Source organism: Halomonas sp. SIMBA_159 (assembly GCF_046536035.1).
Taxonomy (GTDB): domain Bacteria; phylum Pseudomonadota; class Gammaproteobacteria; order Pseudomonadales; family Halomonadaceae; genus Vreelandella; species Vreelandella venusta_A.
This window is the reverse complement of the sequence record NZ_JAWJBT010000003.1, coordinates 90,504-115,438: the sequence shown is the minus strand read 5'-3', so window position 1 is coordinate 115,438 and position 24,935 is coordinate 90,504. Positions and strand designations below refer to the sequence as shown.

Genomic DNA, 24,935 nt, shown 5'->3' with positions numbered 1-24,935 from the left:
GACCGTTACGGGAGCCAAGCCCATGCCAACAAATACAACCACTCATCCCACCGCAGAAGCATTTGATTATATCGTGATTGGCGCAGGCACAGCAGGGTGCCTGATGGCCAATCGGCTGAGCGCCGACCCCAATAATCGGGTGCTACTGATTGAGGCGGGCGGTCGGGATAACTACCACTGGATTCATATTCCGGTGGGCTACCTTTATTGCATTAATAATCCGCGCACCGACTGGCTGTTTCGTACCGAGCCGGACAAAGGGCTTAATGGCCGCTCGCTGATCTACCCTCGGGGGAAAACCCTGGGAGGCTGTTCTAGCATCAACGGCATGATCTACATGCGCGGCCAAGCGCGGGATTACGACCACTGGGCGGAGGTTACCGGTAGCGAAGAGTGGCGTTGGGAGAACTGCCTGCCCGACTTTATCAAACACGAAAACCACTACCGGCTGGATGAAGGTAGCGACGGTGATGAGACTCACCGCGCTTTTCATGGCCATGGCGGCGAGTGGCGAGTTGAGAAGCAGCGCCTGAAATGGGAAGTGCTGGATGACTTTGCCGAAGCAGCGGTGCAGGCGGGTATTCCCCGCACCGAAGACTTCAACCGGGGGAGTAATGAAGGGGTTGCCTATTTTGAGGTAAACCAACGTGACGGCTGGCGCTGGAATACCGCTAAGGCGTTTTTGCGTAGCGCGCTAAAGCGGGACAACCTGACGCTTTGGCACTCGACCCAGGTGAATCGGCTCTGCTTTGATCATAAGCAAGCACTTCGTTGTACGGGGGTAGAGGTGGTGCGCAGCGGTAAAACCCAGCGCGTGCAGGTAAACAAAGAGGTGGTGCTGTGTGCGGGGGCCATTGGCTCGCCCCACCTTTTGCAGCTGTCGGGTATTGGGCCTGCTGAGCATCTGCGTGAGCACGGCATTGAAGTGGTGCACGACCTGCCTGGGGTAGGTGAAAACCTGCAAGATCATCTCCAGATTCGCTCGGTGTATCGTGTCAGTAATGCCAAAACGCTCAACGCTATTGCCAGTACGCTGTGGGGCAAGGCGGGGATTGGCTGGGAGTATGTGACCAAGCGCACCGGGCCGATGAGCATGGCGCCTTCGCAGCTTGGCGCGTTTACCCGCAGTTCTGACGATCAGCCGTACCCCAATATTCAGTATCACGTTCAGCCGCTCAGCCTAGAGGCCTTTGGGCAGCCGCTGCATCCGTATCCGGCCATTACGGCGAGCGTATGCAACTTGAACCCTACCAGCCGAGGAACGGTGCGTTTGAAAAGCGCTGACCCGCGTCAGGCACCGGCGATTTCGCCGAACTATCTCAGCACGTCGGAGGATCGCAAGGTGGCGGCTGATTCGCTGAGGGTGACTCGACGTATCGCCGAACAGCCTGCCTTCGCTAAATATTCGCCTGAAGAAGTGAAGCCGGGCGTCGAGTATCAAACCGATGACGAGCTAACGCGGCTAGCGGGGGATATTGGCACAACGATTTTTCACCCGGTCGGCACCACGCGGATGGGGAAAAGTGATGACCCAATGGCAGTAGTCGATGAAAAATTGCGGGTGCGCGGAGTGGCCGGACTGCGAATAGCCGACGCGGGCGTGATGCCTACCATCACCAGTGGAAACACCAATTCGCCCACGTTAATGATCGCCGAAAAAGCCGCTGGATGGATTTTTAAAGAAAATTCATTGCATTGACATTTTTTTTCATCATAGTGTTGACGTGCGGCTTGGTTAAGCGCATGCTGAATGCAGTTGGTTAGCAAGTCGAACGTTGTCAGCAGTATCGAAACGCTCTAGCGTTGAGTCTGGTGAAAGTTTCTTGTTCTACCCACTGCAACTCGGGTATTACCCGGCTCTACATTAAGCTTTATCGAGGATTTCGATCATGGCAACTGGTACCGTTAAGTGGTTTAACGACACTAAAGGCTTCGGCTTCATTTCTCCGGACGACAATGGCGACGACCTGTTCGCGCACTTCTCCGAAATTCAAGCCGACGGCTTCAAAACTCTGCAAGACGGCCAGAAGGTTTCCTTCGACGTCACTCAGGGTAAAAAAGGCCTTCAGGCTTCCAACATCAAAGTTCTGGGTTAATTCCAGCTTGATGTTCGCCGCTAACACTTGATGTTAGTGAGCTAGAAAAACCCCGCCTTGAGCGGGGTTTTTTGTTTGTGCATTATTATCTGACTCACACCTCACACCTCACACCTCACACCTCACACCTCACACCTCACGCCTCACACCTCACACCTCACACCTCACACCTCACGCACATATTCTTTTTTGTTCTGACTGTGTTTCTAAAAATAACTTTTTAGAATATCTGGCAGGCGGCACAATGCCTTCAGTATTTTCTTATTTTGACGGTTATTAAGACTCGCTATGAAGGACGCAGGGTTATGTCGCTGGATGCTTGGATTGCAGTAGGGGTCGTGCTGACGATTTTTCCGCTGATGGCGCTCTCTCGCCTGGGCCCCGATATTATTTTGATGGGCGCGGTGGTGGTGCTGATGACGCTTGGCGTGATTGACCCACAGCAGGCGCTGGGTGGGTTTTCCAATAGCGGCCTGTTTACTGTGGCGTTTATGTACGTGCTGGTGGCCAGTATTCGTGAAACCGGCGGCATCGATCTGATCATTCGCTACGTATTGGGGCGGCCATCGAGTGAGCGCGGCGCGCTGACACGTCTATTGTTACCTGTGGCATCGCTCAGCGGCTTTCTCAATAACACGCCGGTGGTGGCGACGTATATTCCTGCCGTTATGAGTTGGAGTCGCCGAATCCGGCTTTCTCCGCAGCGCTTACTCATGCCGCTGAGCTTCGCTTCTATTTTAGGCGGTACTATTACGCTATTTGGTACCAGCACTAATTTGGTAGTGCATGGGCTACTGATCGAGCGCTACCCTGATTTGGCCATGGGGTTATTCGACCTGGCGTGGGTAGGTATTCCGGTCGCGGTAGCGGGCTTGGCTTATCTTATTTTCCTTGCCCCACGTTTATTACCCGCCCGTGGCGGCACGGCTAAAGCCTTTGCCAACCCTCGCGAGTTCACTATTGAAATGGAAGTAGACCCGGCAGGGGTGCTGGTTGACCGGACGGTCGAAGAGGCGGGGCTGCGCCATTTGCAGGAGCTGTTCCTTGTCGAGATTGAGCGCGCCGGTAACGTGGTCAGCGTGGTTGGGCCAGGGGAGCAGCTCAAAGGCGGGGATCGTTTAGTGTTCGTGGGCACCTCGGATGCCGCTGTAGAGCTTCAGCAGATCCGTGGGCTGATCCCTTCTCGGGATGGCGCTTCTAGCCTGGAGAAAGAGTTCAAAGAGCGCCGTTTGGTTGAGGCGGTGGTCTCCAATCAGTGCCAGTTTATTGGTCAGCGGATTCGTGACGGTCGATTTAGAACCCTATACGGCGCCGCCGTGCTGGCGATTTGCCGCGGCGGCGAGCGCGTGACGGGGAACCTCGGCCAAGTGCGCCTGCAGCCTGCCGATGTATTGCTATTAGAGGCGCGCCCGCCGTTTATCGAGCGCCATCGTCAGTCTAAAGATTTCTTACTAATCAGTGAGCTAAACGGCTCTGCACGGCCCATTCATGAGAAGGCCCCGCTGGCTTGGGGGATTTTGCTAGGTGCGGTGCTGCTGGCTGCGTTTGGTGTTCTGAGCATGCTTAATGCCGCCATGCTGGGTGCGGCCATGGCCCTGCTGACCGGCTGCTGCACAGTGGGCGCAGCTAAGCGGGGCTTAGATACTCAGGTGTTATTAACCATTGCCGCCTCGTTTGGGGTGGGGGCAGCGTTACAGTCGTCAGGTGCAGCGGGTGCCATGGCAGGCAGCGTGCTGTCGTGGGTGGCGGGCAGCCCGTGGCTGCTGCTGATTGGCACCTACTGCGTGGTGGCGCTACTCACGGAGCTGGTGACCAACAACGCCGCGGCGGTGATTATTTTTCCGGTGGTCATGGCGGCTGCTGAAAGTCTCGGCGTGAGTCCTATGCCGTTTGTGGTGGCCGTGATGTTTGCTGCCTCGGCCAGTTTTCTGACCCCAATCGGCTACCAAACCAACTTGATGGTGCATGGTCCTGGTGGCTATCGAGTCAGTGATTTTTTACGTGTTGGTGGTGGTTTAAACGTACTGACCGGTGTGATTGCGGTCACGCTGATTCCATTGGTGTGGCCGTTTTAAGCGGTTAATGTCTCGCTCCTCGCGCTGCTTTACGCTAGGGTGACGCTTTTAATATCAGTAAGGAAATAACCCATGACAGCCCCAGGCGAACTGATTATTGAGCCAAAAAATGGTCAACCCGCCGATGCGTGTGTGTTTATTATTCATGGCCTAGGTGCCGATGGGCATGATTTTGAACCCTTAGTGCCCGCCTTAGCACTGCCAGAAAGCGCCAACGTGCGTTTCATCATGCCCCATGCACCGCGTCTGCCGGTCACCATCAACGGTGGCATGGTAATGCCCGCCTGGTACGACATTCTGGCGATGGATTTGGGCCGCCGGGTCGATGAGGTTCAACTGATGAAATCCGCCGAGCGTATTCAGGCGCTGATTCAAGAACAGATCGATCAGGGTATCGATAGCCAGCGGATCATCGTGGCTGGCTTCTCCCAAGGCGGTGCGGTGGCGTATCAGGCTGCTCTCTCGTTCCCGCAGCCGCTAGGCGGGCTGCTGGCGATGTCGACCTACTTTGCCACCGCCGATAGCATCGAGCCTGCCGAGGCGAACCGTCAGGTGCCGATTGAAGTTCATCACGGTAACTTCGACCCCATCGTGCCTGAAACCTTGGGCCGCAGCGGTGTAGAGCGTTTAAAAGCGATGGGTTACAGCGTTAACTATCGGCAGTACCCGATGGCACATGCGCTCTGCCCGCAGCAGGTTAACGATATCGGTAAGTGGCTGAGCGAGCGGTTAGGCTAAATGGAGAGCCATCGCCGAGGTCGAGCAGCCAACGCGCCTACCGATATCCCTAAACGAGGCTGGCACGATATTGCGTGGCGGGTGGTACGTGCGGCACGCCGGGATAGAATTACCATGTTTGCAGCTGGCGTGGCGTTTTATGCACTGCTGGCGCTGTTTCCGACCATTGCGGCGGTGATTTCTCTGTGGGGGCTGCTATTTGACCCGGTAGAGGCCGGGCGACAGCTCTATACCATTAGCCGCTTTATGCCGCCGGATGCTGCCAATTTGATTGATCAGCAGGCGCAAGAGGTGGTGGAGAGTACCGAGTCTGGCAATGTGATGACCGCCTTGGCAGGGTTGTTGATTGCCATGTTTATCGCCTCGAAAGGGGTGTCAGTATTAGTGATCGGCTTAAACGCCGTTTATGGCGAGCAAGAGAAGCGCTCGCTGCTGTATCGGGCGTTGGTGCTCGTCTCGCTGACCTTTGGTCTGATCGTTATGACGCTTGTTTCCCTTGGTTTCATTGCCGTCGTGCCAGTGGTGGTGGATCGATTGCTGATTGATCCACCGTTGGATCGAGTGCTGCAGTGGCTACGCTGGCCTGCGCTGTTGGTGTTGATGAGCTTGCTGATTGCGCTGCTCTATCGCTTTGCTCCCTATCGGCGCTCACCGCAGTGGCGCTGGCTGAGTTACGGCACGCTGTTGGCGACATTAATGTGGCTGCTGGGCTCCGGTGGTCTTTCGCTCTACGTACGCTATTTTTCGACCTTTAGCGAACTGTACGGCTCTTTGGGCGCGGTGGTGGCGCTGATGCTGTGGTTTTGGTTGTCAGCATTTGTCGTGCTGTTTGGTGCGGAGCTTAATAGCGAAATGGAGCGCCAAACCTGTCATGACACCACCGTGGGTGCGGCGCGTCCTCTAGGCGAGCGCGAAGCCTTTGCTGCCGATACCATTGGCGTCGAAAACCCTTGGAATAGTGACAACACCCCGAGAAAGCAACCGTCGTCCGATTAAGAGGCCAAAGGTGCCACCGCCCAGCTAGCTGGGCGGTGAACATTAACGGTAGGAGTTAATACAGCGCTACAAAAGCTCTTCGGCAGCCAGTGCCAGACGAGAGCGCTCGACGCTTTTCAGGGTAATATGCCCGGCGTGGGGCCAATCTCTAAAGCGTTCGACTACGGCGGCCATGCCGCAGGTGTTGGCGGTGAGGTAGGGTGTGTCGATCTGCCCGACGTTGCCCAAGCAGACAATCTTGGTGTTACGCCCGGCGCGGGTCACCAGCGATTTAAGCTGTTTAGGGGTGAAGTTTTGCGCCTCATCGATGATCAAAAAGGTGTCGTTCAAGGTGCGCCCGCGCATAAAGCTCGGTGAGCGAATTTGTACCCGCGAGCCAATCAGCTGCCGCGTGGCTCCGTTATCCCAGCTGGATTCGCCCTCCTCGTTACGCAGCAAGTTATCCATATTGTCGTGGAAGGCCCCCATCCACGGCGACATTTTCTCCTCTTCGGTACCCGGTAGGAAGCCAATATCCTCCCCCATGGGGATGGGCGCGCGGGTGAAGACAATACGCTCAAAGCGTTTGGCGTCCAGGGTCTGCTGGAAAGCCGCCGCCAGGGTCATAAACGTTTTGCCGGTGCCTGCGTTACCGGCAATGGTGACGAGATCAATCTCGGGGTCCATTAACAGGTTGAGCGTAAAGTTTTGGCGGCTATCGTGGGCGTGGACGCCCCAAACGCCAGCGTGGTGACGGTAGTTGGTGAGTAGCTGAAGCCGTGCTGATGAGGGCGAAAGCTCGCGCACAATGGCTTCGAACTCAGCGCCATTCTCGCTATCAGAGACCAGCATGCCCACATGCCAGTGGCGGGGCATATTGCCGCTGAGTTGGTAGAAGGTATGGTGGCCGACGCGCTCAACGGTCACCTCTACGTTGAGTGCCTCCCATAACGATGCGCCATCCTGCCCGGCCGAGGCGTACACCTGGGCACCTTCAATCATCGCATCGCTATCGGAGAAGGCGCGATCATTCAGGTAGTCTTCCACCGGCACTTTTAGTGCGGCGGCTTTTACCCTGAGGTTAATGTCTTTCGTGATCAGAATGACCGAGGCATCTGGACGTTCGTCACGCAGGCGGCAGGTTTCTGCCAGGATTCGGTTGTCGGGGCTATCGTCTAGCGAGTCGAAAGGCTTTAAGTCGTTGTAGCACAAAAAGTGTAGGCGGCCGGATTCTCCGCTGATGCGGGGAATGGGGATACCTTTTTGAATTTCATCGAAGGTGACCTGGCTGGTGAGGTCGGAAAGCGTGCGGCTGATTTGCCGCGCCGTACGGGCGATTTCGCGGATGCCGTTTTTGTGCTTATCCAGCTCTTCAAGCACGGTCATGGGGATAACCACATCGTGCTCATCAAAATGATAAAGCGCGGCGGGGTCGTGGATCAGGACATTCGTGTCTAGGACATACAGCCTAGTCGCTTTCTTATCGAGTCTTACCATCGCGGAAACTACTCCTTGGTTGACGGCAACATCGACACTGGCAGATGCACTTTACGCTTAGATGACACTTGCCTGTGTCGGTTCTCTAGCGTGTCCTTAATGCTCCTTCTTCGTTGTTTTCTGTCCGTTGATTTCTGGGTTCCTGATGTCACGTTTGGGGATTTCTAACAGCGTGGGATGCATTCGTGATTTTCGCCACCTCTTAATTTCAACGTTGCTAATGAGGGGACAAGGTGTACTAGCGAGTGGTGCCTAAAAAGCGCGTGACGTTTGTTAGTAATACAGTGGCCACTACGCCCAGGCTCTCACCTTCAACGTAGCGGTAATAGTGGCTTTCAAGCAGCAGGTCGTGGTTGAGTGCACACAGCGTGTGAGTGGTTAAGGCGTCTTTCACCAGTGGATAGGGCAGTAGCGCCCACCCCGTACCGTTGATTACCGCATCGCGAATCACCTCAAACATGGTCAGGCCCAAGTAGTTGGTCGAGAACAGCGCCTCGCTCACAAGTTTGTCGCCCTGATCGAAGGTCAGGCATACCTGGGTATATTGGGCCAGATCATCCTTAGTGACATTGGGCAGGCGGCTAAGCGGATGATCAGGAGCGGCCACCAGGCTCATGCTCACGGGGGCAAGGTTACTGGCGTTCACCGCAGCGCCTTCGGCGGTATAAAGCCCAAAGGCAATATCCACGGTTTGACGCAGCACAAACTGGGCGTGCTCCTGGGGTGGCAGCAGGTACACCGAAATAGCCGTCAGCGGATAACGCTGCTTTAAGTCGTGCATAACCTGCCGCCAAAACGCTTCGGGCAGAGCATCGTCTCGAGCGATGCAGAGCTGGCTCTCAACCCCCTGTAAGTGCTGCTGGCAATGTTTATTAATACGGCTGGCGCTGGTTAGCAGGCGGTAGCAGTCGGGGAGTACGCTTTCCCCCACCGCCGTTAGCTGCAGGCTATTGCCCGAGCGCTCAAACAGCGCCACGCCCAGGCTATCTTCCAGCGCATTGACGGCGGCGCTTAGCGTGCTGCGCTTGATTCCTGTATGCCGTGCAGCAGCGGCAAACGAGCCGTGTTCTGTGACATCAATAAACGCCTGCACCTGTTCTGCGCGCATGAAAACCACCTTGTGAAGACTCTTTGAGCGCCAATATAGTTGGCGCTGAGCGATTGGTGAAGTGCTAGTGTACTCACTATGATGGCCTGCGTTTACCATCCTCTTATTGGAGCAACCCGCGTGACCCCCTTTGTCGCCGAGCGCCGAGCGCTTAGATTTTCCGCCATTTCTGCCAGCCTATTTGCCTTTACCGGGCTTGCCCTAGGCCTTGCTAGTGGCTCAATTACGATACTCTTCGATAGTGGCTATTCGCTATTAAGTTTAGTGCTGGCATCGCTGTCGCTGTATGCACTTCAACAGGCCCGTAAACCCGCGGATGATCACTACCCCTTTGGGCGGCTAACGGTAGAACCGCTAGCCGTGCTGCTCAAAGGCGTGGTGATCGCGCTGGTCTGTCTGTTTTCGCTGGTATCGGCACTTTGGAGCCTTGCTCAGGGCGGGCGTTTAGTCACGCTGGACCTAGCGCTGATGTTTGGCGTGGTCAACGTGACCGGCTGTTTGCTCACTTGGTGGTGGCTTGATCGCTACGCAAAGGTGGCGCGGTCATCGCTATTAGCTGCCGAGCTTCGCCAGTGGCAAATGGACACATGGCTAAGCGCCGCCGTCATGCTGGGCTTTGCCCTTACCTGGGGGCTGACGCTTTCCCCTTGGGCACACTTGGCACGTTTTGCCGACCCGGTCATGGTGCTGTTGATTGCGGGCTATTTTCTACCCATGCCCATTCGAATGGTGAAAGGGGCGCTGCGTGAGCTGATGTTTGGCGAGCCACTGGGTAGCGTTCGTCGTGAGGTAGTGCAAGAAGTCGCTGATTTTGATATCGCCGACGACGATGTGCGCCTAGCCCAGGTGGGCAGCTTCTTAATGGTCGATATTCAGCTGGATAAGCAGCAGATGGATGACGCCGAAGAGATTGTCGAGAGCGTAGAGCAGCACTGTAAGCTGCGCAATCTCCGCCCGGTGACGAGTATTACGCTGGTCACCTAACGTTCTCATCGAAAAAATGTTGACGCTATCGAAGGTGTGGTGATATTCAGCGCTACCGACAATTGGTGTCGGCTTAACACTGCACTTTTGAGGGTTGCAAAAACATGCCACTGCGCCGCTGTTTGCCCGTGCTGCTGGTCACCGCTTTGGTGGCTGGCTGCGCAAGTTCTACCATTGCCCCACGCTACACCACTGAAAATCCGGACGTCATGCGTATCGGCGGAGAGCGCCCCGCCAATGCCGACCCGCGTACTGAAAATGCCGGTTCGTTCTGCCTGGAAACTACCGAGCGCTGGAACGAACATGGCCGCACGCCGGATGGCCAAACGCTGTGGGCAAAAGATACGCTGCGCCGCGTGGTGCCTTGCCAATAATTGGCTGAAATAGGCTCACGCAAGCTGCGCCAGCGCAACCCGCTGGCGCAGCTCCGCTCAATCGTCCTCTTTCTTTTGCGGTTTGCCCTTACGCTGGGTACCCGCTATTTCTTCCAACTCCTCTTCGCTCATCGAGTCGTACATCTCTTTCGAGGCGTCATACAGCTCGCTCGGCTTGGTCTCGCCACGCTTGGCGGAAAGGGCCGCGCCAGCGGCTTTTTGCTGGGCTTTGGAGGTAGCTTTCATTTAACGACTCCTGTCAGTTGACTTCCCTTAGGTGCTCACGCTATTAAGCCTAGCAGTGGGTAGTATTGTTTCCAGACGGGTTAGCGCTTTTAACTTAAGAGAACGCCATGACACCAGCGATTAATAGCGCAAGGCACGCGGGCATTGCCTTTCAACTCCATGAGTATCATCACGATGCTTCAGCCCCCTCTTACGGGTTAGAGGCGGCTGAAAAGCTGGGTGTGACCGCTGAGCAGGTGTTTAAAACGTTGGTGGTGAGCCTAGACGGCAAGCAGTTAGCAGTCGGCATTGTGCCGGTAAGCTGCCAGTTAGGGTTGAAACACATTGCCAAAGCCGCAGGTGCTAAAAAGGCGGCGATGGCCCCCCCGGAGATTGTTGAGCGCACGACCGGCTATGTACTGGGTGGCGTTAGCCCGCTGGGTCAGAAAAAGCGTTTGCCCACCTTTATTGATGCCTCGGCACAGGGGTGGTCAACGCTGTATATCAGCGCGGGCAGGCGAGGGCTTGAAATTGAACTCTCGCCAAGCGATTTAGCGACCTTGAGCCAAGGGCACTTTGCTGAGCTGTCGGCATAGAAGGGAGGCGAGAGAGGAAGCGAAGGCCAGCAAGGCAGGGGATGGCACTTTCTGGTATGGTGCTTCACATTATCGGTTTGCTGGGTCTAATGGCCCCTTCAGGAATTTTTTGTGTCCGACACCTCGTTTGCATCCCTGGCGCTGTCACCTGCGCTAATCACTACCCTAGACTCCCTTGGCTACCACGAAATGACGCCGGTACAGGCGCAGAGCCTGCCGCCTATGTTGGCAGGCCGCGATGTCATGGCTCAAGCGAAAACCGGCTCGGGGAAAACCGCCGCCTTTGGCTTGGCGCTACTCTCTCAATTACGCGTTGAGGCGTTTAGCGTACAGGGTCTAGTACTGTGCCCCACCCGTGAACTGGCGGATCAAGTGGCGGAAGAGCTGCGCCGTCTCGCCCGCGGGATGCCCAACGTGAAAGTGCTCACACTGTGCGGTGGTGCGCCTTTTGGCCCACAGCTCGCATCGTTGGAACATGGCGCGCACATTGTGGTGGGCACGCCGGGCCGGGTGGATGAACATCTGCGCAAAGGCTCGCTCACGCTCGGCTCACTCTCCACGCTGGTGTTGGATGAAGCGGACCGCATGCTGGATATGGGTTTTCAGGCCACCATTGACGATATTATTTCCGATACGCCTGCCGACCGACAAACCCTGCTGTTCAGCGCCACCTTTCCTGATGAGGAAGCCTCAGGTGGGTTGGCGATCATGACGCGTGGCGTCATGCGCGACCCGGTCAGCGTTAAAGTCGAAGAGACCCACGACGCGACGACCATTGAGCAACACTTTTACGATGTGGCCAACGATGACGCCCGCTTTGCTGCGCTAAAGCAGCTGTTGCTCGCGACACGGCCCACCACCAGCGTGGTGTTTTGTAACACCAAGCGAGAAACCCAAGCCGTGGCCGATAGCTTGGTCGACGCGGGCTTTAGCGCGGTGGCCATCCACGGTGATCTTGAGCAAAAAGATCGTGACCGGCTATTGGTGCTGTTCGCCAACCAAAGCGCGTCCATTTTGGTGGCCACCGATGTTGCCGCCCGTGGCCTGGATATCGCTCAGCTAGACGCTGTGTTTAACTACCAAATAGCCCGCGAGCTAGAGGTACACGTACACCGCGTTGGGCGTACCGGACGTGCGGGGGCCAGCGGTATTGCCTGCACGCTGGTCACTCCTCAAGAGAGTTACCGCCTGGAGCGTCTAGCAGAGCTTCTGAATGAAACGCTGACAACCGAAGCGCTGCCAAAGGCCACTAATAGTGCTCCGTTTGAGCCACCTATGGCGACCCTGCAACTAGCCGGCGGCAAAAAGGACAAGCTCCGCCCCGGCGATATTCTAGGGGCTTTAACCAGTGAAGGCGGTTTGCGCGGTGATCAGGTGGGCAAAATCAAAGTTCTCGCGCGCAGTGCTTACGTGGCCGTAGAGCGAGAAACGGTGCAAAAAGCCCAAGCAAAGCTTGAGCGGGATAAGCTAAAAGGGCGCGCTTTTCGAGTGCGCCGCATTCGGTATTAACGACGTATTCAAAACAATGCTGATGTGTATCACTTGGTCGTCAGCGTATTCGCGACTCGCGCGTTCGCCATGTAGATGTCTGGCATGAGATAGGAGCCTTCGCAGCAAGCTATGAAAACACCCAAACGATTACAGCCCTTGGTCGATGACGGCCTGATCGATGAGGTGCTGATGCAGTTGATGAGCGGCAAGGAAGCGCAGGTGTATGTGGTGCGCTGCGGCGGCGACACACGCTGTGCCAAAGTGTTCAAGGAAGCCAAACAGCGCAGTTTCAAGCAGGCGGTGCAATACCAGGAAGGGCGTAAAGAGCGTAACAGCCGCCGAGCGAGGGCCATGGCCAAGAAAACCCGCTACGGCCAGAAAGAGCAGGAGCAGGCGTGGCTCACCGCCGAGGTGGATGCGTTGTACCGCTTAGCCGCTGCCGATGTACGTGTGCCAAAGCCTTACGGCTTTGTGGATGGCGTGCTGCTGATGGAGATGATCACCGACGCTGAAGGCGATGTGGCACCGCGTTTAGACGATGTCACCCTGACCAAAGAGCAGGCACTTAGCTATTACGCCAAAGTGATTCAAGACGTGGTGAAAATGCTCTGTGCGGGTCTGATTCACGGTGACCTATCGGAATTTAACGTCTTAGTGGATGCCGATGGCCCGGTCATCATTGACCTGCCCCAAGCGGTGGATGCCGCCGGTAATAACAGTGCCGCCGCGATGCTGGAGCGCGATGTCGACAATATGCGCGATTATTTTGGCCGCTTTGCGCCTGAGCTACTCACCACCCACTACGGCAAGGAGATGTGGGCGCTCTATGAAGCGGGTGAGCTGCACCCCGATAGCAAACTCACCGGCCACTTCGAGTTTGATAGCCACATTGCCAACGTGGATGAGCTGATGGAAGTCATCGACGACGCCAAAGAAGAAGAGGCCGAGCGCCAAGCGCGAATGCGTGATGACGACGACGAGGATTAACCCCAATAGTGATAAACTGAGGCAACGCTTAGCAGAGTAAGTAGTTGGATGAAACGACTCTGCCATATCGCATAGCCGAAAGATCACCGGAGGGGAGTGTGAAGGGCAGCCGTTTCAGTGCAGGGAGAGCCAAAGCGCTTGTCTTATCGCTCAGTGTTGGCGCAGCAGGCGGTGTGCTGTTTCACATTACGGGGCTGCCGCTGGCCTGGATGCTTGGCCCCTTGGTGGCGAACCTGCTGGTGTCTGCCAAAGGCGTGAAGGTTGAAGTGCCTGAATCGCTGCGCAGCGTGTTTCTCGCGGTGATGGGCATGGTGCTCGGCAGCCAAGTCACACCTGAGCTGGCCCACCGGGTGCTCGACTGGCCCGTTTCGGCCATGCTGCTGTTGGCGGGGGTCGCGGCGTCAACCGCCGTGGCGTCTGCCTGGTATCGCCGCTGCGGCTTCGACCCTGTCAGCGCCTGGTTTGGCGCCTCGCCGGGCGCCATGACCGCGATGATCCTACTGGGTGAACGATGCGGCGGCGACCCGCAGCGCATTGCCATTGCCCAGTCGCTGCGTATCGTGCTTGTGATCCTTTTTCTACCGCCGCTTTTCTGGGCATTCGAAGGTGGAGAAGGCACGTTGGGCCCGGCAGAGTCAGCACTCACCGATGGCTGGCTGCTGCTTGCTATTCCGCTGTTGCTGCCGCTAGGTAAATGGCTGCGCCTGCCAAGCCCCGCGCTGCTCGCTCCCTTGTTAGCCACCGCGCTACTCTCCGGGTTAGATATCGCCAGCCTCGCCCTGCCAAGCTGGGGCATGAACCTGATGCTCTGGGTGCTGGGCAGCGCCATTGGTTCGCGCTTTCAAGGCATGACGCGGCGGCTGTTGGGCCGCTACTTATGGCAGTCAGGCATTGCGACGCTGCTGGCCCTCGTCGTGTTGGCTGTTTTTGCCGAATTGATCCACCAAACGGTGGGGGTAGGGCGCGATGTTGCCTTGCTCGCTTTAGCCCCCGGCGGTATTGGTGAAATGGCGATACTCGCCGTCGCGCTCAACATTGACCCAGTGTTTGTGGCGTTTCACCACCTGCTGCGGATGGTCACCCTGATGATTGTTGCTCCCTTCTGGGCCCGCTGGTTAATGCGTCATCATCCTGACGCCTGACATCGCGATCATTACGCAAACATTCCTACGCTGTACTCCCTTTTATCGCGTCATGTAAGGACTCTCCATGCTGTCACGTCTGCTCTCGCCTCTGTTCCGTTTCTTTGAGGAGCGCGTCAATCCCTATCCAGAGGGTGAGGTCACCACACCGCCCAAAGGGCTGTTGCCGTTTATCTGGCACTTTTCGCGCCCGGTGTGGCCGTGGCTGCTAGTGATGTCGCTGATTACGGCGGTGGTATCCGCCGCAGAGGTGGTGTTCTTTAGCTACATGGGCGATTTGGTGGATTGGCTGGGTGGCGTCGAGCGCGCCGATTTCTGGGCCAACCACGGCCTGTGGCTGGCGGGCCTTGGTTTGTTAGTGGTGGTGGGCCTGCCGTTACTGGTGCTGGTGCAGTCGCTGGTCACTCACCAGAGCATTTTTGGCAACTACCCGATGATTGGCCGCTGGCTCTCTCATCGCCATATGCTCAGCCAGAGCCTAGCGTTCTATCAAGATGAGTTTGCCGGGCGGGTATCGCAAAAAGTGATGCAAACCGCGCTGGCGGTGCGTGAAACCGTCACGAAAGTGATGGATCTGATGGTGTACGCCATCGTCTATTTTACCGGGGCGGCCATTCTGTTGGGCCGCGCTGATCCGTGGCTGCTGCTGCCGCTAGGCCTTTGGCTGATCGGCTATTTAGGCATCATGCGCTTTTTTGTGCCGCGCCTGCGGGATGTCTCTATGGCCCAGGCGGATGCTCGCGCGCAAATGACCGGCCGCGTGGTGGATAGCTACAGCAATATCCAGACTATCAAGCTGTTTGCCGATACTCAGCGCGAAGAGCGTTACGCCAAAGATGCTATGGAAGGCTTTATGGTGACGGTGCATCGCCAGATGCGCTTGGTTACGGTGATGAGCGTCTGCCTGACGTTTCTCAACACGCTGCTGCTGGTCGGCACGGCAGGCATGGCCATTGCGGCATGGTACATGGAGGCGATCTCTCTGGGCGTGCTGGCCATCGCCATTGCGCTGGTGATGCGGATCCGTTTTATGTCCGACTGGATTTTATGGGAAGTGGCCGGGCTGTTTGAAAACATCGGCACGGTGCAGGATGGCATGAACACCATCGCCCAGGAGCCAACGGTGAAAGACGCTCCCAGCGCCAAAGCGCTGTCCGTGCCCAACGGCGAGATCGTCTTCGATACGCTGCGCTTCCAGTATGCCCAGGCAAAAGGGGAGAGCAAAAATGTGTTTGATGGGCTGAATCTGACCATCAAGCCCGGTGAAAAGATCGGCCTGATTGGCCGCTCCGGGGCGGGGAAATCGACCCTGGCGAACCTGTTGCTGCGCTTTTACGACCTGCAGGGCGGGCGCATTCTGATCGACGGACAAAACATTGCTGAGGTCACCCAGACCTCGCTGCGCCACCAGATCGGTATGGTGACCCAAGACACCTCACTGCTGCACCGTTCGCTGCGAGATAACATCCGCTACGGCAGCCCGCACGCTAGCGATGAGGATGTCTGGCAGGCGGTATGTCGTGCCCATGCTGATACCTTCATCAACGACCTAGTCGACCCCAAAGGGCGGCGTGGCCTGGATGCTCATGTGGGTGAGCGGGGCGTCAAGCTCTCAGGCGGCCAGCGCCAGCGTATTGCCATCGCCCGGGTGCTGCTCAAAGACGCGCCGATTCTGGTGTTGGATGAAGCCACCTCAGCGCTGGATTCCGAGGTCGAAGCGGCGATTCAAGAGCAGCTGGACGCGTTAATGGAGGGTAAAACCGTGATTGCCATCGCCCATCGGCTCTCTACCATTGCCATGCTGGACCGTTTGATTGTGGTGGATGAAGGGCGCATGGTAGAGAGCGGCACCCATCAGGAATTGCTGGCCCGAAACGGTATCTACGCAGGCCTATGGCAGCGTCAGTCGGGCGGCTTTTTAGGCAACGACCTTGATCCTGATAACAACGCCCCCATTTGAAACTAGACCGGTCGCCTACAAGGGCGCGTTAACAGGAGAGAGTGATGCAAGCGATTGAGCTTCAACAACCCGGCGGTTTAGATAAATTGAACGTTGTCGACGTGGCAGCCCCAGGGGAGCCAGGCCCCGGCGAGATCAAAGTGCGCCTGCACGCCAGCTCACTGAACTTTCACGACTACGCGGTCGTGGCGGGGATGATTCCCACCGACGATAAGCGCATCCCGATGTCCGATGGTGCGGGCGTGGTGGAAGCCGTTGGCGAAGGTGTGGAAGAGTTTGCCGTGGGCGATGCGGTCGTCTCGACTTTCTTCCCATACTGGCTGGAAGGCCCGGCGCGCGTAGGCGACTTCACCACCACCCCCGGCGATGGCGTCGATGGCTATGCCCGCGAGCAGGTGATTCGCCCGGCTGAGTGGTTTACTCGCCAGCCGCAAGGCTACAGCCATGCCGAATCCGCCACGCTGACCACCGCAGGCCTAACCGCCTGGCGTGCATTGGTCGTAGATGGCGGCTTGAAGGCCGGCGATACCGTGCTGGTACTCGGCACCGGTGGTGTGTCTATCTTCGCCCTGCAGTTTGCCAAGATGATGGGCGCTCGGGTGATCGCGACCTCTTCGTCTAATGAGAAGCTGGAACGCCTGCGCGCGCTAGGCGCGGAGCACACCATCAACTACCGTGAAACCCCCGACTGGGGCAAAGCCGTGCAAGCACTCACCAATGGTGAAGGTGTGGATCACGTGGTCGAAGTAGGTGGCCCAGGCACGCTGCCGCAATCCATTGATGCAGTGAAGATTGGTGGGCATATCTCGCTGATTGGTGTGCTCACCGGCCGTGAAGGTGAGATCCCCACGGCCAAGCTGATGGCCAAACAGGCCAAGCTACAGGGGCTGATCGTAGGGAGTCGTCGTCACCAAATGGACATGATTAGTGCTATCGAAGCGACGAACATGAAGCCGGTGATTGACCGCGAGTTTGAGCTTAATGAGATCGCAGAGGCGTTTCGCCATCAAGAGTCCGGCAAGCACTTTGGTAAAATCTGCCTGACGTATTAATGAGAGTTAAGCGCTGAGTATAAGAGTTAACAAGGCGCGTCTGCCAAGGAGCAGGCGCGCTTTTTTATGGAAAGCGGGGGAGCGCTGCTACTCTCCTTGGCGGCTGAAAACGACTCCTTTCACTTCCAACTCCCAGATGTCGTCGTAAGGCACCGTGACGCCATCCATATCTCCTGGGTCGCTGGTACTGTTTTTAATCACGGTTTCGGGAATGATTTTCACCCCCATGACCCCAACATGCTGAATGCGCCCGCTAAACCGATTACCTTCATGGTCAACGAGCACTCGTTCGCCAGCAATGCACTTTGCAAGCTTCTCGTGTAGTTCAGCCATAGTGACATTCACCACGCTCATCGTTGCCTCCTGCGCATCGCTCAAAGGTGAGTTGCTTTGGTATAACGACTTTATTCTAGTCGATAAGTTCGGCTAGCCCCGAGGTACCAGCATAAGGCATGCTAACCTTAATATAGTTAACGAATTTGAGGCGGGATATGGCGCAGAGCTCAACAAACGCGGCTTTACCGCCATGGGACGTGGTGGCGTTAGACGACTTTCAAACGCCAGAGCGCACTCAAGCGAGCCAGTGGCGTCGTAGCTGGCGAGCAGCGACCACCTGGATGACAGGAAAAGAGGCCTCCGAGCGCCAAGCGAAGCAGGAAAGCGAGCTGCGCGCGCTGCCTGAAATCAAACTAGCGCATTTGGCGCCCTCAATTGATTGGCGACCCGCCGCTGCTTGCCTGGAGCAGGCGCTGAAGCCCTACGACGACGCACCTTTAGTGCTGTTTATCTCGCCGCCCCACGGCGGGCACAGTGCGGTGGTCAGCCATTGGGCTGCGCAGCAGGATATACACTGCCTGACCGCCCCCACGCTGAAAGAGCTGGTGGAGGGAAGTTTGGCGTGGGTGGACAACGCTACTCAGACGAAACGCTGGGCAATTCCCGCGCTTGAACGTCATTTTTTACGCCATACCCAAGGTCTACAAGGTATTCGTCACCTGATTGAACGCGCGTTAAGCGGGCGTTTAGGGCAGAGCGTGGTGGGCTGCGACAGCTGGGCCTACGCCTACTTACAGCATGCGGTGGGGCTGGAAGGCGTGCCGGTATTTACCCTTCAAGGAGTGGAAGGCGAACAGTTGGCGCACTATTTTTCCCAGTCCGCTGGAGAGTGTCCGACGGTATACAGTACCCGCACGGGCAAATCGATTCTGACCAGCGGGAGTGATCAAAAGGCGGCTTATAAAGAGCTACAGCGTTTGGCGGCACACTGCCGAGGGCACTTAGGGATTGCTTGGCACTACTGGCGCGAGCGGCTGCGTGAGCCAGCAGAAGATACGGCCAGCAGCGATAACCATGGCCATAAACCTAGCGATAAAGAGCAAAGCGACACTACTCAAGAACTGTGGCTACTGGACGCGTTGGCTGAAGCCGAACTACCCACAGATACCGGCGATCTAGCCACGTTACTGCTGCATACGCTGCTGATTCACGGCGGGCTGGAAGATCATGCGTTAAAACATGTGCTGCCCTTTTCTGACCACGAAGCGTTAAATGCACGCTTTGCCCTGGCGCGGCGCGGCATTCTTAGCAGCCAGCAAGGGCGCTGGCAGGTGTCGCCGCTTAGCTATGCCAGCGTGCGGCAGCTGCTTGAGTCGCGTAACTATCTCGTTGACCCGCTCTAGGAGCACTGATGGAAGACCAAGGGCAGTACGCCAAGCTGTTTAACGAAATGGATAGCCAAGCGTTGATAACGCTCGGCCTTATCTTGGTCAGCACAAGTCTACTGATTATTGTCAGCCAGCGAGGCCTCAACTGGGTGGCGAATCGGCTACACGGCCAAGTGCGCTTTCGGGTCTTTGCCCTGGTGCCACTCACCCGGCTGATCATTTTGATTGCCGCGCTCGCCATTGCCGTACCGATCATTATTGAGCCATCGCTGCGCAATATGGTGACGCTGCTGGGGGCGATTGGCTTAGCCATTGGCTTTGCGTTGAAAGACTATGTCAGCAGCCTGATTGCTGGGGTAGTGTCTGCCGTTGAGCTGCCGTACCGGCCCGGCGACTGGGTGAATATTGAAGGCACTTACGGCGAAGTGAAGCACGTGGGGATGCGGACCGTGGAAGTCCAAACGCCGGATGATGATATGGTGGCGGTGCCGCATTTAAAACTGTGGGACTCCGCGATCTATAACGCCAATAACGGTGGCACTAGCCTGCAGTGCGTGGCGAGTTTTTACCTTCATCCAGAGCATGAGGCCGGTTGGGTGCGCAAAGCGCTACGCGATGTAGCGCTGACCAGTGCTTACTTAAAGTTTGATAAGCCGATTATTGTGGTGGCAGAGGAGAAGCCCTGGGGCACGCATTACCGTATTCGCGCTTACCCCGTCGACCCCCGCCAGCAGTTTCTGTTCATCACCGACTTAACGGTGCGCGGCAAGGCGGTGCTGAGCGCTGCTGGCATTACACCAGCACTGCTACCACCGGATGCCGCCCTAGACGCACGAGGTGCCGCTAGCTGATGACAACACCAACCACACTCTATATCGGATGGGACGTGGGCGGCTGGAACTGCGACAACAACCCTGCCAGCCGCGATGCGCTGGTGGTACTGGATGATGCGCTCAATGTGATAGGAACGCCGTGGCGGGGAAACCTGCGCGTCACGTTAAATGATGCTACCTCCAGCCGTGATGTGATCAACAGGCTGCTGGCGCTGTGCCAATATGTGTCCAGTGGCAAAGAACGAGTGGCGATGGCGATTGATACGCCGCTGGCGCTCCCTAAGGCGCTTCTGGCACTTGCCCGTGGCGAGGCGGTGGATTTATTGGGCCGCTCCCAGGATAACCCTTACCTGTACCGTGAAACTGAGCGCTGGCTATTCGCCCGAGGGGTCACGCCGCTTTCGCCGATTAAAGATATGATTGGCAGCCAAGCCACCAAAGGCATGCACTTTCTAGCACGGTTTGCGCCGCGCATAACGGCTTGCGGCCAGTGGCAATCAGTAGCAGGGGAGCTGTGTGCAGTCGAGGGCTACCCGTCGCCTGCCAAGCGGTCGGCCGAGTTTGCAGCGCTGCGTCAGCGCGTGCACATGCCCGAGACACTGCACGCTATGCTCCATCAGCCAACGCCGAAGCAGCAGGATATCCACGATGCTTGGCACTGTGCGCTGCTGGCGTGGAGCTTGGAACATGCAAAAGAGAGCGTGGCTTGGCCGCCAGCAGAGATGCCAGCGGCCGAAGGGTGGATCTTTGTACCGAAGGATGCCTTAAACGGCTAGTCGTTTAAGCGTTATCTTCGGGAAGCTCCGCGCTGTGGAAGACGTTTTGTACGTCGTCTAACTCTTCAAGCATGCCCAGGAATTTTTCAAACAAGGCCACATCATCGCCTTCGATTGGCGTGGTGGTTTGCGGCAGAAACTGAATTTCGTCGACTTCAAAGTCGATCTCGCCGAACGCATCCAGCAGCGCCTGCTTGGCTTTGGCGTAGTCGGTGTGGGGAGCAAAGACCGTAATGCGGCCTTCTTCTTGCTCGATGTCGGTGACATCTACGTCGGCTTCCATCAGTGCTTCCAGTACGGCCTCTTCATCGCTGCCGTTAAAGGAGAAAATCGCGCAGTGGTCGAACATGTGGCTCACGCTGCCCGGCGTACCGATTTTGCTTTTGGTTTTGGTAAAGCAGCCGCGCACATCGCCAAAGGTGCGGTTGGGGTTGTCGGTCAAGCAGTCGACAATCACCATGGCATTACCGGGGCCAAAGCCCTCGTAGCGCGCCGGGGAGAAGTCTTCGCCGCCTGCGCCGCTGGCTTTATCCAGGGCTTTATCGATGACGTGAGACGGCACCTGGTCTTTCTTAGCGCGCTCCATCAGGCCGCGCAGCGTCAGGTTGCCGTTAGGGTCTGTGCCGCCCGCTTTGGCACACACATAAATTTCGCGTCCGTATTTGCTGTAAACCTTGGTTTTCGCAGCGGCCGTTTTGGCCATGGATTCCTTACGGTTTTGAAACGCCCTACCCATATCGAAGTCCTTTATCAGCCATGAACCGCCTGCTTGGCAGGCGTCATCGTGTTCAAAAAAGGGAAAATTTTACCCAACAGCGTACCATGCTAACAGCGTTATTTAAGCGTCTTCGCGGTTTCAGCGGCGCTGAGTAGAGAAGCTGCCCCCGGCCGCCCAATCATTGGCCACTGGCAAGCCCACCCTTGGCGTATACTGGCCCACTGATAACAATACCTTTCAGGGAGGAGAAGATGCCGTTAACACTCTGGCTTTCGCTGGCTGCTATCTGCGCGATGGGCGCTATGTCGCCTGGGCCAAGCTTAGCGCTGGTACTTCGCCATACGTTAGGCGGTGGCCGCGTGCCGGGCATCACGGCCGCTATTTTTCATGCGTTGGGGGTAGGGTTTTACGCGCTGTTAACCGTGCTGGGGTTGGGCGCAGTGATGGCCAATTTCCCCGCGTTATTTCAAGTGATTACGTGGTGTGGTGCGGCTTATTTGGCGTGGCTAGGTATTAAGGCGCTACGGGCAGGGCGTGGGGGAGCGTTCTCACCGGGCGCGGTGGCCACCACGCCGCGTCAAGCGGCCAAAGAGGCCGTGCTGGTAGCGTTGGGCAATCCTAAGCTCATCATCTTTTTTGTCGCGCTATTAAGCCAGTTTGTGACGCCAGAAATGAGCCTGCTTGCGAAGGCGATTATCGTCGCCACGGCTATTATGATTGATGGAGGCTGGTACGTGCTGGTAGCGGTGGGGCTCTCTCACTCTCGGGTACTGCCGTGGCTGCAGCGTCACGCCCACTGGATTAACCGCATCACCGGCGTGCTGTTGATCGCCCTGGCGTTGCGAGTAGTGGCGGGGCCAATCATTTAATCTCCGCTCTGGTGCCATTACGGCTGTCATGGCAAGGTAGGGTGTGTGCTGATCAAGGCATGTTGAGGCCTGGCGATGACGATTTACGAGCAGGATTGTTATACCCACCAAGGTAAGCCTTTTAATCTGCGCGCCCTGCGCGGACAGGTACTCTTGGTGGTTAATGTAGCCAGCCAGTGCGGCTTTACCCCGCAGTTAAAAGAACTGGAGGGCCTTTATCAGCGCTACCGGGATCGCGGCTTTACCGTGCTGGGCTTCCCCTGTAACCAGTTTGGACGCCAATCGCCTGAAAGCGCTGAGGCATTCTGCGCGTTTGGCGAGCAGCAGTTTGGCGTGCACTTTCCGCTGATGGAGAAGGTCAAGGTCAACGGTGCTGACGCGCATCCGCTGTTTGTACAGCTCAAGCAACAAGCCCCCGGCGTGTTAGGCACCAAAGCGGTGAAGTGGAATTTCACCAAGTTTCTGGTGGGCCGAGATGGCAAGGTGATTGCCCGTTTTGGCCCCAAAGATCATGGGCTGACGCTGCGCCTAGCCCTTGAGGCTGCGCTAGATAAAGAGTAATGCCGCTAGCGACTATACGTTTCCGCGTGCAACCATCAGGCGTTGCATGAGTGCTTCCCAGCGATGGCGAACCATCATGGTCGTCAGGCCAGAAAACAGCGCCCAACTTTTACGCCGCCAGCCTGTTAGTTTCAGGTTGTGGGTGACCAACTGCTTCATCAGCTTGTAGTCATCAAACTTGCGCCACTCACTGGCCACCGATAGCTGGTGGCGAGACATCACCGGTGCCAGCTCCAGGCGCAGCATCCACTCAAGCTCTTTGAGCGACATCTTGTGCTGCTCAATCACCTCAATCATATGGGCGTAGTCGCGCTCGCTGGGTTCGCGGTCAAGCCAGAGGGGGGCGAGTGCGAGCCACAGATCGCCTCGCTCATCGACTAGCTGCTGTGCATTCATCAAAGGTCTCGTCGGCAAGTGGTAGGCAGGCCGCTATCCTGCCGCGAATGGCGAAGAAGCTCAAGAGCGGACAGGGCGCGTCGAGACCGCTAGAATACCCCCATTGGTAACTCGGCACTGCCGTGCCGAACGCGATAATCATCTGAAAAGGGGTCCAATGTGATCATTAAACCGAAAGTGCGTGGCTTTATCTGCACCACCACCCATCCGAAAGGCTGCGAGCAAAACGTTCTGGAGCAGATCGAAGCGACCCGCGCCCGTGGTTTGGATAAAAGCCAGGGCCCGAAGAAAGTACTGGTGATCGGCGCCTCTAGCGGTTACGGATTAGCGGCGCGTATTACCGCCGCCTTTGGTTATGGCGCGGACACCCTGGGTGTCTTTTTTGAGAAGCCCAGCAGCGAGAAGAAAACCGGTACGGCGGGCTGGTACAACAGCGCTGCTTTCGACAAATTTGCCAAGCAAGAAGGCCTGTACAGCAAATCTATCAATGGCGATGCGTTCTCCCACGAAGCGCGGGAAAAAGCCATCGAGCTGATCAAGCAGGACATGGGCGAGATTGATCTTGTGGTCTACTCCCTGGCGTCTCCTGTGCGTAAGCTGCCGGATACCGGTGAAGTCAAGCGCTCCAGCTTGAAGCCGATTGGCGAAACCTACCGCGCCACGGCGATCGATACCAATAAAGACGCCATCATCGAAGCCGAAGTGGAACCGGCCACTCAGCAAGAGATCGACGACACCATCACCGTGATGGGCGGCGAAGATTGGGAACTGTGGATGAGCGCGCTGGATGACGCGGGCGTGCTGGCCAAAGGTGCACGCAGCGTGGCGTTTAGCTACATCGGCACCGAAATTACCTGGCCGATCTATTGGCACGGTGCCCTGGGTAAGGCCAAAGAAGACCTCGACCGTGCGGCGGCAGCCATCGATACCAAGCTGAAAGAGAGCGGCGGCGGTGCCAACGTGGCCGTGCTGAAGTCCGTGGTGACCCAGGCTAGCGCCGCGATCCCGGTCATGCCGCTGTATATCGCCATGGTCTACCGCATCATGAAAGAGCAGGGCCTGCACGAAGGCACTATCGATCAGTTGAACCGCCTGTTCGGCGAGCGCCTCTACTCCGGTGAGCCCGGCGAGATGGAGACCGACGATCAGGGTCGCCTGCGCCTGGACGACTGGGAACTGCGCGACGACGTTCAAAAAGCCTGCCAAGACCTGTGGCCGGAAGTCACGACGGACAACCTCTTCGACATTACCGACTATGCTGGTTACAAGCATGAGTTTTTGAAGCTGTTTGGCTTCGAGCGTAACGATGTGGATTACGACGCCGATGTGAACCCGAACGTGGAATTCGATGTCGTGACGCTATAAGGCACGCGCGACGGGTAACGCTTGCCGCCGCGCTGTTGATCATCGACCGGACCGGATGAGGTGCTATATGGATACCCGAGAAAGCAAAACCCCGGAAGAAGAGAAAGAGCACGTGATGAGCGAGCGCATACCTGAGGATTTCGAGACCTCGCAGCCTCAACTGCAGCCTGAAGCACAAAAATCTGCCAACGGGCTGCATAGAATACTGCCGTTAGTCATTGTGATTATGGGCATTATCGTCGCTGGTATTGTCATGTTGGGGCTAGGCAATAGCGGCGGCTAAAATGGGCGTTTGCTGTTGTTCTTATTGCCGGGCCTAGGCTCGGCAATTTGCATTTATGCGTCCTGTTTTTGTTTGCGTGGTCATGGCGCTGCCTTCAATCGCGCAATTGAGTAAGATAGCGTTTAAATAGAACGCCTTATCCAGTCAACCAGCGGCGGTTTTCATGCAGC

26 protein-coding genes are annotated in these 24,935 nt (G+C 56.9%); 20 read left to right on the top strand and 6 right to left on the bottom strand.

Annotation, left to right across the window (positions count from 1 at the left end; translation table 11 throughout):
- Positions 1-22: 22 nt before the first annotated feature.
- The 5 genes from R0J87_RS02870 (at position 23) to R0J87_RS02850 (ending at position 5,905) form a co-directional block, all read left to right on the top strand.
- Positions 23-1,699, top strand: a complete 1,677-nt coding sequence (locus tag R0J87_RS02870; RefSeq protein WP_498884243.1) for a GMC family oxidoreductase — start codon at positions 23-25, stop codon at positions 1,697-1,699.
- 190 nt (positions 1,700-1,889) lie between these two features.
- Positions 1,890-2,096: a cold-shock protein gene (locus R0J87_RS02865; RefSeq protein WP_054641278.1), complete on the top strand. Its 207-nt coding sequence runs from the start codon at positions 1,890-1,892 to the stop codon at positions 2,094-2,096.
- A gap of 305 nt (positions 2,097-2,401) precedes the next feature.
- Positions 2,402-4,171: an SLC13 family permease gene (locus R0J87_RS02860; protein ID WP_498884241.1), complete on the top strand. Its 1,770-nt coding sequence runs from the start codon at positions 2,402-2,404 to the stop codon at positions 4,169-4,171.
- Between the two features lie 72 nt (positions 4,172-4,243).
- Positions 4,244-4,909, top strand: a complete 666-nt coding sequence (locus R0J87_RS02855; RefSeq protein WP_404342958.1) for an alpha/beta hydrolase — start codon at positions 4,244-4,246, stop codon at positions 4,907-4,909.
- Complete coding sequence (locus tag R0J87_RS02850) at positions 4,910-5,905, top strand: YihY/virulence factor BrkB family protein (protein WP_404342956.1); 996 nt, start codon at positions 4,910-4,912, stop codon at positions 5,903-5,905. It begins immediately after the preceding gene.
- A 66-nt stretch (positions 5,906-5,971) separates the two neighbouring features.
- Here R0J87_RS02850 and R0J87_RS02845 read toward each other — a convergent pair whose 3' ends face one another.
- The gene (locus R0J87_RS02845; RefSeq protein WP_404463628.1) at positions 5,972-7,381 is read right to left on the bottom strand and encodes a PhoH family protein; all 1,410 of its coding nucleotides are present in this window, start codon (positions 7,379-7,381) and stop codon (positions 5,972-5,974) included.
- Between the two features lie 238 nt (positions 7,382-7,619).
- Complete coding sequence (locus R0J87_RS02840) at positions 7,620-8,489, bottom strand: LysR family transcriptional regulator (RefSeq protein WP_498884238.1); 870 nt, start codon at positions 8,487-8,489, stop codon at positions 7,620-7,622.
- A gap of 120 nt (positions 8,490-8,609) precedes the next feature.
- Between R0J87_RS02840 and R0J87_RS02835 the strand changes: the two genes are divergently transcribed.
- On the top strand, positions 8,610-9,473 hold the full coding sequence (locus R0J87_RS02835) for a cation diffusion facilitator family transporter (protein ID WP_404463626.1): 864 nt from the start codon (positions 8,610-8,612) through the stop codon (positions 9,471-9,473).
- Between the two features lie 104 nt (positions 9,474-9,577).
- The gene (locus R0J87_RS02830) at positions 9,578-9,847 is read left to right on the top strand and encodes a hypothetical protein (RefSeq protein ID WP_404375470.1); all 270 of its coding nucleotides are present in this window, start codon (positions 9,578-9,580) and stop codon (positions 9,845-9,847) included.
- A gap of 57 nt (positions 9,848-9,904) precedes the next feature.
- Here R0J87_RS02830 and R0J87_RS02825 read toward each other — a convergent pair whose 3' ends face one another.
- Entirely contained in the window at positions 9,905-10,093 is a 189-nt protein-coding gene (locus R0J87_RS02825; RefSeq protein WP_498884235.1) for a DUF3008 family protein, read from the bottom strand.
- A gap of 107 nt (positions 10,094-10,200) precedes the next feature.
- Here R0J87_RS02825 and ybaK point away from each other — a divergent pair, with 107 nt between their 5' ends.
- The 6 genes from ybaK to R0J87_RS02795 all read left to right on the top strand — a co-directional run bounded on the left by ybaK (position 10,201) and on the right by R0J87_RS02795 (position 17,300).
- Positions 10,201-10,668, top strand: a complete 468-nt coding sequence (gene ybaK / locus R0J87_RS02820; protein ID WP_404342947.1) for a Cys-tRNA(Pro) deacylase — start codon at positions 10,201-10,203, stop codon at positions 10,666-10,668.
- A 111-nt stretch (positions 10,669-10,779) separates the two neighbouring features.
- A complete protein-coding gene (gene dbpA / locus R0J87_RS02815) occupies positions 10,780-12,177 on the top strand; it encodes an ATP-dependent RNA helicase DbpA (RefSeq protein WP_498884234.1) in 1,398 nt (465 codons plus the stop codon).
- A gap of 111 nt (positions 12,178-12,288) precedes the next feature.
- Positions 12,289-13,146, top strand: coding sequence for a PA4780 family RIO1-like protein kinase (locus R0J87_RS02810; RefSeq protein WP_404342943.1), 858 nt, complete (start codon positions 12,289-12,291; stop codon positions 13,144-13,146).
- Positions 13,147-13,244: 98 nt separating this feature from the next.
- Positions 13,245-14,288 carry an AbrB family transcriptional regulator gene (locus R0J87_RS02805; RefSeq protein ID WP_498884233.1) on the top strand — a complete coding sequence of 348 codons (1,044 nt, stop codon included), beginning with the start codon at positions 13,245-13,247 and terminating at the stop codon, positions 14,286-14,288.
- Between the two features lie 67 nt (positions 14,289-14,355).
- Complete coding sequence (locus R0J87_RS02800) at positions 14,356-16,248, top strand: ABC transporter ATP-binding protein (RefSeq protein WP_498884232.1); 1,893 nt, start codon at positions 14,356-14,358, stop codon at positions 16,246-16,248.
- Positions 16,249-16,292: 44 nt separating this feature from the next.
- Positions 16,293-17,300, top strand: coding sequence for a zinc-dependent alcohol dehydrogenase family protein (locus R0J87_RS02795; protein ID WP_498884230.1), 1,008 nt, complete (start codon positions 16,293-16,295; stop codon positions 17,298-17,300).
- An 87-nt stretch (positions 17,301-17,387) separates the two neighbouring features.
- On the opposite strand, the gene R0J87_RS02790 is transcribed toward R0J87_RS02795, so the two are convergent.
- The gene (locus R0J87_RS02790) at positions 17,388-17,654 is read right to left on the bottom strand and encodes a hypothetical protein (RefSeq protein WP_404463613.1); all 267 of its coding nucleotides are present in this window, start codon (positions 17,652-17,654) and stop codon (positions 17,388-17,390) included.
- A 137-nt stretch (positions 17,655-17,791) separates the two neighbouring features.
- Between R0J87_RS02790 and R0J87_RS02785 the strand changes: the two genes are divergently transcribed.
- The 3 genes from R0J87_RS02785 to R0J87_RS02775 are packed head-to-tail and all read left to right on the top strand — an operon-like array spanning position 17,792 to position 20,573.
- On the top strand, positions 17,792-18,979 hold the full coding sequence (locus R0J87_RS02785) for a hypothetical protein (protein WP_498884228.1): 1,188 nt from the start codon (positions 17,792-17,794) through the stop codon (positions 18,977-18,979).
- Positions 18,980-18,987: 8 nt separating this feature from the next.
- Positions 18,988-19,815 (top strand): mechanosensitive ion channel family protein, encoded by an 828-nt coding sequence (locus tag R0J87_RS02780; RefSeq protein ID WP_498884226.1) that lies wholly within the window; start codon positions 18,988-18,990, stop codon positions 19,813-19,815.
- Positions 19,815-20,573 (top strand): DUF429 domain-containing protein, encoded by a 759-nt coding sequence (locus R0J87_RS02775; protein WP_498884224.1) that lies wholly within the window; start codon positions 19,815-19,817, stop codon positions 20,571-20,573. The genes R0J87_RS02780 and R0J87_RS02775 overlap by 1 nt, the downstream gene beginning before the upstream one ends.
- Positions 20,574-20,577: 4 nt before the next feature.
- On the opposite strand, the gene R0J87_RS02770 is transcribed toward R0J87_RS02775, so the two are convergent.
- On the bottom strand, positions 20,578-21,309 hold the full coding sequence (locus R0J87_RS02770) for a YebC/PmpR family DNA-binding transcriptional regulator (protein ID WP_404342927.1): 732 nt from the start codon (positions 21,307-21,309) through the stop codon (positions 20,578-20,580).
- Positions 21,310-21,542: 233 nt separating this feature from the next.
- Between R0J87_RS02770 and R0J87_RS02765 the strand changes: the two genes are divergently transcribed.
- Positions 21,543-22,160, top strand: a complete 618-nt coding sequence (locus R0J87_RS02765; protein ID WP_404463607.1) for a LysE family translocator — start codon at positions 21,543-21,545, stop codon at positions 22,158-22,160.
- A 75-nt stretch (positions 22,161-22,235) separates the two neighbouring features.
- Positions 22,236-22,721, top strand: coding sequence for a glutathione peroxidase (locus tag R0J87_RS02760; protein ID WP_404342923.1), 486 nt, complete (start codon positions 22,236-22,238; stop codon positions 22,719-22,721).
- Positions 22,722-22,733: 12 nt separating this feature from the next.
- On the opposite strand, the gene R0J87_RS02755 is transcribed toward R0J87_RS02760, so the two are convergent.
- Positions 22,734-23,117, bottom strand: a complete 384-nt coding sequence (locus tag R0J87_RS02755) for a DUF7079 family protein (RefSeq protein WP_404342921.1) — start codon at positions 23,115-23,117, stop codon at positions 22,734-22,736.
- A gap of 159 nt (positions 23,118-23,276) precedes the next feature.
- On the opposite strand from R0J87_RS02755, the gene fabV reads away from it, so the two are divergent.
- Complete coding sequence (gene fabV / locus R0J87_RS02750; RefSeq protein WP_498884222.1) at positions 23,277-24,482, top strand: enoyl-ACP reductase FabV; 1,206 nt, start codon at positions 23,277-23,279, stop codon at positions 24,480-24,482.
- Positions 24,483-24,549: 67 nt separating this feature from the next.
- A complete protein-coding gene (locus tag R0J87_RS02745; protein WP_498884221.1) occupies positions 24,550-24,765 on the top strand; it encodes a hypothetical protein in 216 nt (71 codons plus the stop codon).
- Positions 24,766-24,935 lie beyond the last annotated feature (170 nt).

Coding starts and splice junctions, on each gene's coding strand:
- R0J87_RS02840 (WP_498884238.1), bottom strand. CDS start 8,489: ATGCGCGCAGAACAGGTGCAGGCGTTTATTGATGTCACAGAACACGGC.
- R0J87_RS02770 (WP_404342927.1), bottom strand. CDS start 21,309: ATGGGTAGGGCGTTTCAAAACCGTAAGGAATCCATGGCCAAAACGGCC.
- R0J87_RS02825 (WP_498884235.1), bottom strand. CDS start 10,093: ATGAAAGCTACCTCCAAAGCCCAGCAAAAAGCCGCTGGCGCGGCCCTT.
- R0J87_RS02850 (WP_404342956.1), top strand. CDS start 4,910: ATGGAGAGCCATCGCCGAGGTCGAGCAGCCAACGCGCCTACCGATATC.
- R0J87_RS02745 (WP_498884221.1), top strand. CDS start 24,550: ATGGATACCCGAGAAAGCAAAACCCCGGAAGAAGAGAAAGAGCACGTG.
- R0J87_RS02800 (WP_498884232.1), top strand. CDS start 14,356: ATGCTGTCACGTCTGCTCTCGCCTCTGTTCCGTTTCTTTGAGGAGCGC.
- R0J87_RS02845 (WP_404463628.1), bottom strand. CDS start 7,381: ATGGTAAGACTCGATAAGAAAGCGACTAGGCTGTATGTCCTAGACACG.
- R0J87_RS02780 (WP_498884226.1), top strand. CDS start 18,988: ATGGAAGACCAAGGGCAGTACGCCAAGCTGTTTAACGAAATGGATAGC.
- R0J87_RS02775 (WP_498884224.1), top strand. CDS start 19,815: ATGACAACACCAACCACACTCTATATCGGATGGGACGTGGGCGGCTGG.
- R0J87_RS02855 (WP_404342958.1), top strand. CDS start 4,244: ATGACAGCCCCAGGCGAACTGATTATTGAGCCAAAAAATGGTCAACCC.
- R0J87_RS02795 (WP_498884230.1), top strand. CDS start 16,293: ATGCAAGCGATTGAGCTTCAACAACCCGGCGGTTTAGATAAATTGAAC.
- R0J87_RS02870 (WP_498884243.1), top strand. CDS start 23: ATGCCAACAAATACAACCACTCATCCCACCGCAGAAGCATTTGATTAT.
- ybaK (WP_404342947.1), top strand. CDS start 10,201: ATGACACCAGCGATTAATAGCGCAAGGCACGCGGGCATTGCCTTTCAA.
- R0J87_RS02830 (WP_404375470.1), top strand. CDS start 9,578: ATGCCACTGCGCCGCTGTTTGCCCGTGCTGCTGGTCACCGCTTTGGTG.
- R0J87_RS02760 (WP_404342923.1), top strand. CDS start 22,236: ATGACGATTTACGAGCAGGATTGTTATACCCACCAAGGTAAGCCTTTT.
- R0J87_RS02765 (WP_404463607.1), top strand. CDS start 21,543: ATGCCGTTAACACTCTGGCTTTCGCTGGCTGCTATCTGCGCGATGGGC.
- R0J87_RS02785 (WP_498884228.1), top strand. CDS start 17,792: ATGGCGCAGAGCTCAACAAACGCGGCTTTACCGCCATGGGACGTGGTG.
- R0J87_RS02810 (WP_404342943.1), top strand. CDS start 12,289: ATGAAAACACCCAAACGATTACAGCCCTTGGTCGATGACGGCCTGATC.
- R0J87_RS02860 (WP_498884241.1), top strand. CDS start 2,402: ATGTCGCTGGATGCTTGGATTGCAGTAGGGGTCGTGCTGACGATTTTT.
- R0J87_RS02790 (WP_404463613.1), bottom strand. CDS start 17,654: ATGAGCGTGGTGAATGTCACTATGGCTGAACTACACGAGAAGCTTGCA.
- R0J87_RS02755 (WP_404342921.1), bottom strand. CDS start 23,117: ATGAATGCACAGCAGCTAGTCGATGAGCGAGGCGATCTGTGGCTCGCA.
- R0J87_RS02865 (WP_054641278.1), top strand. CDS start 1,890: ATGGCAACTGGTACCGTTAAGTGGTTTAACGACACTAAAGGCTTCGGC.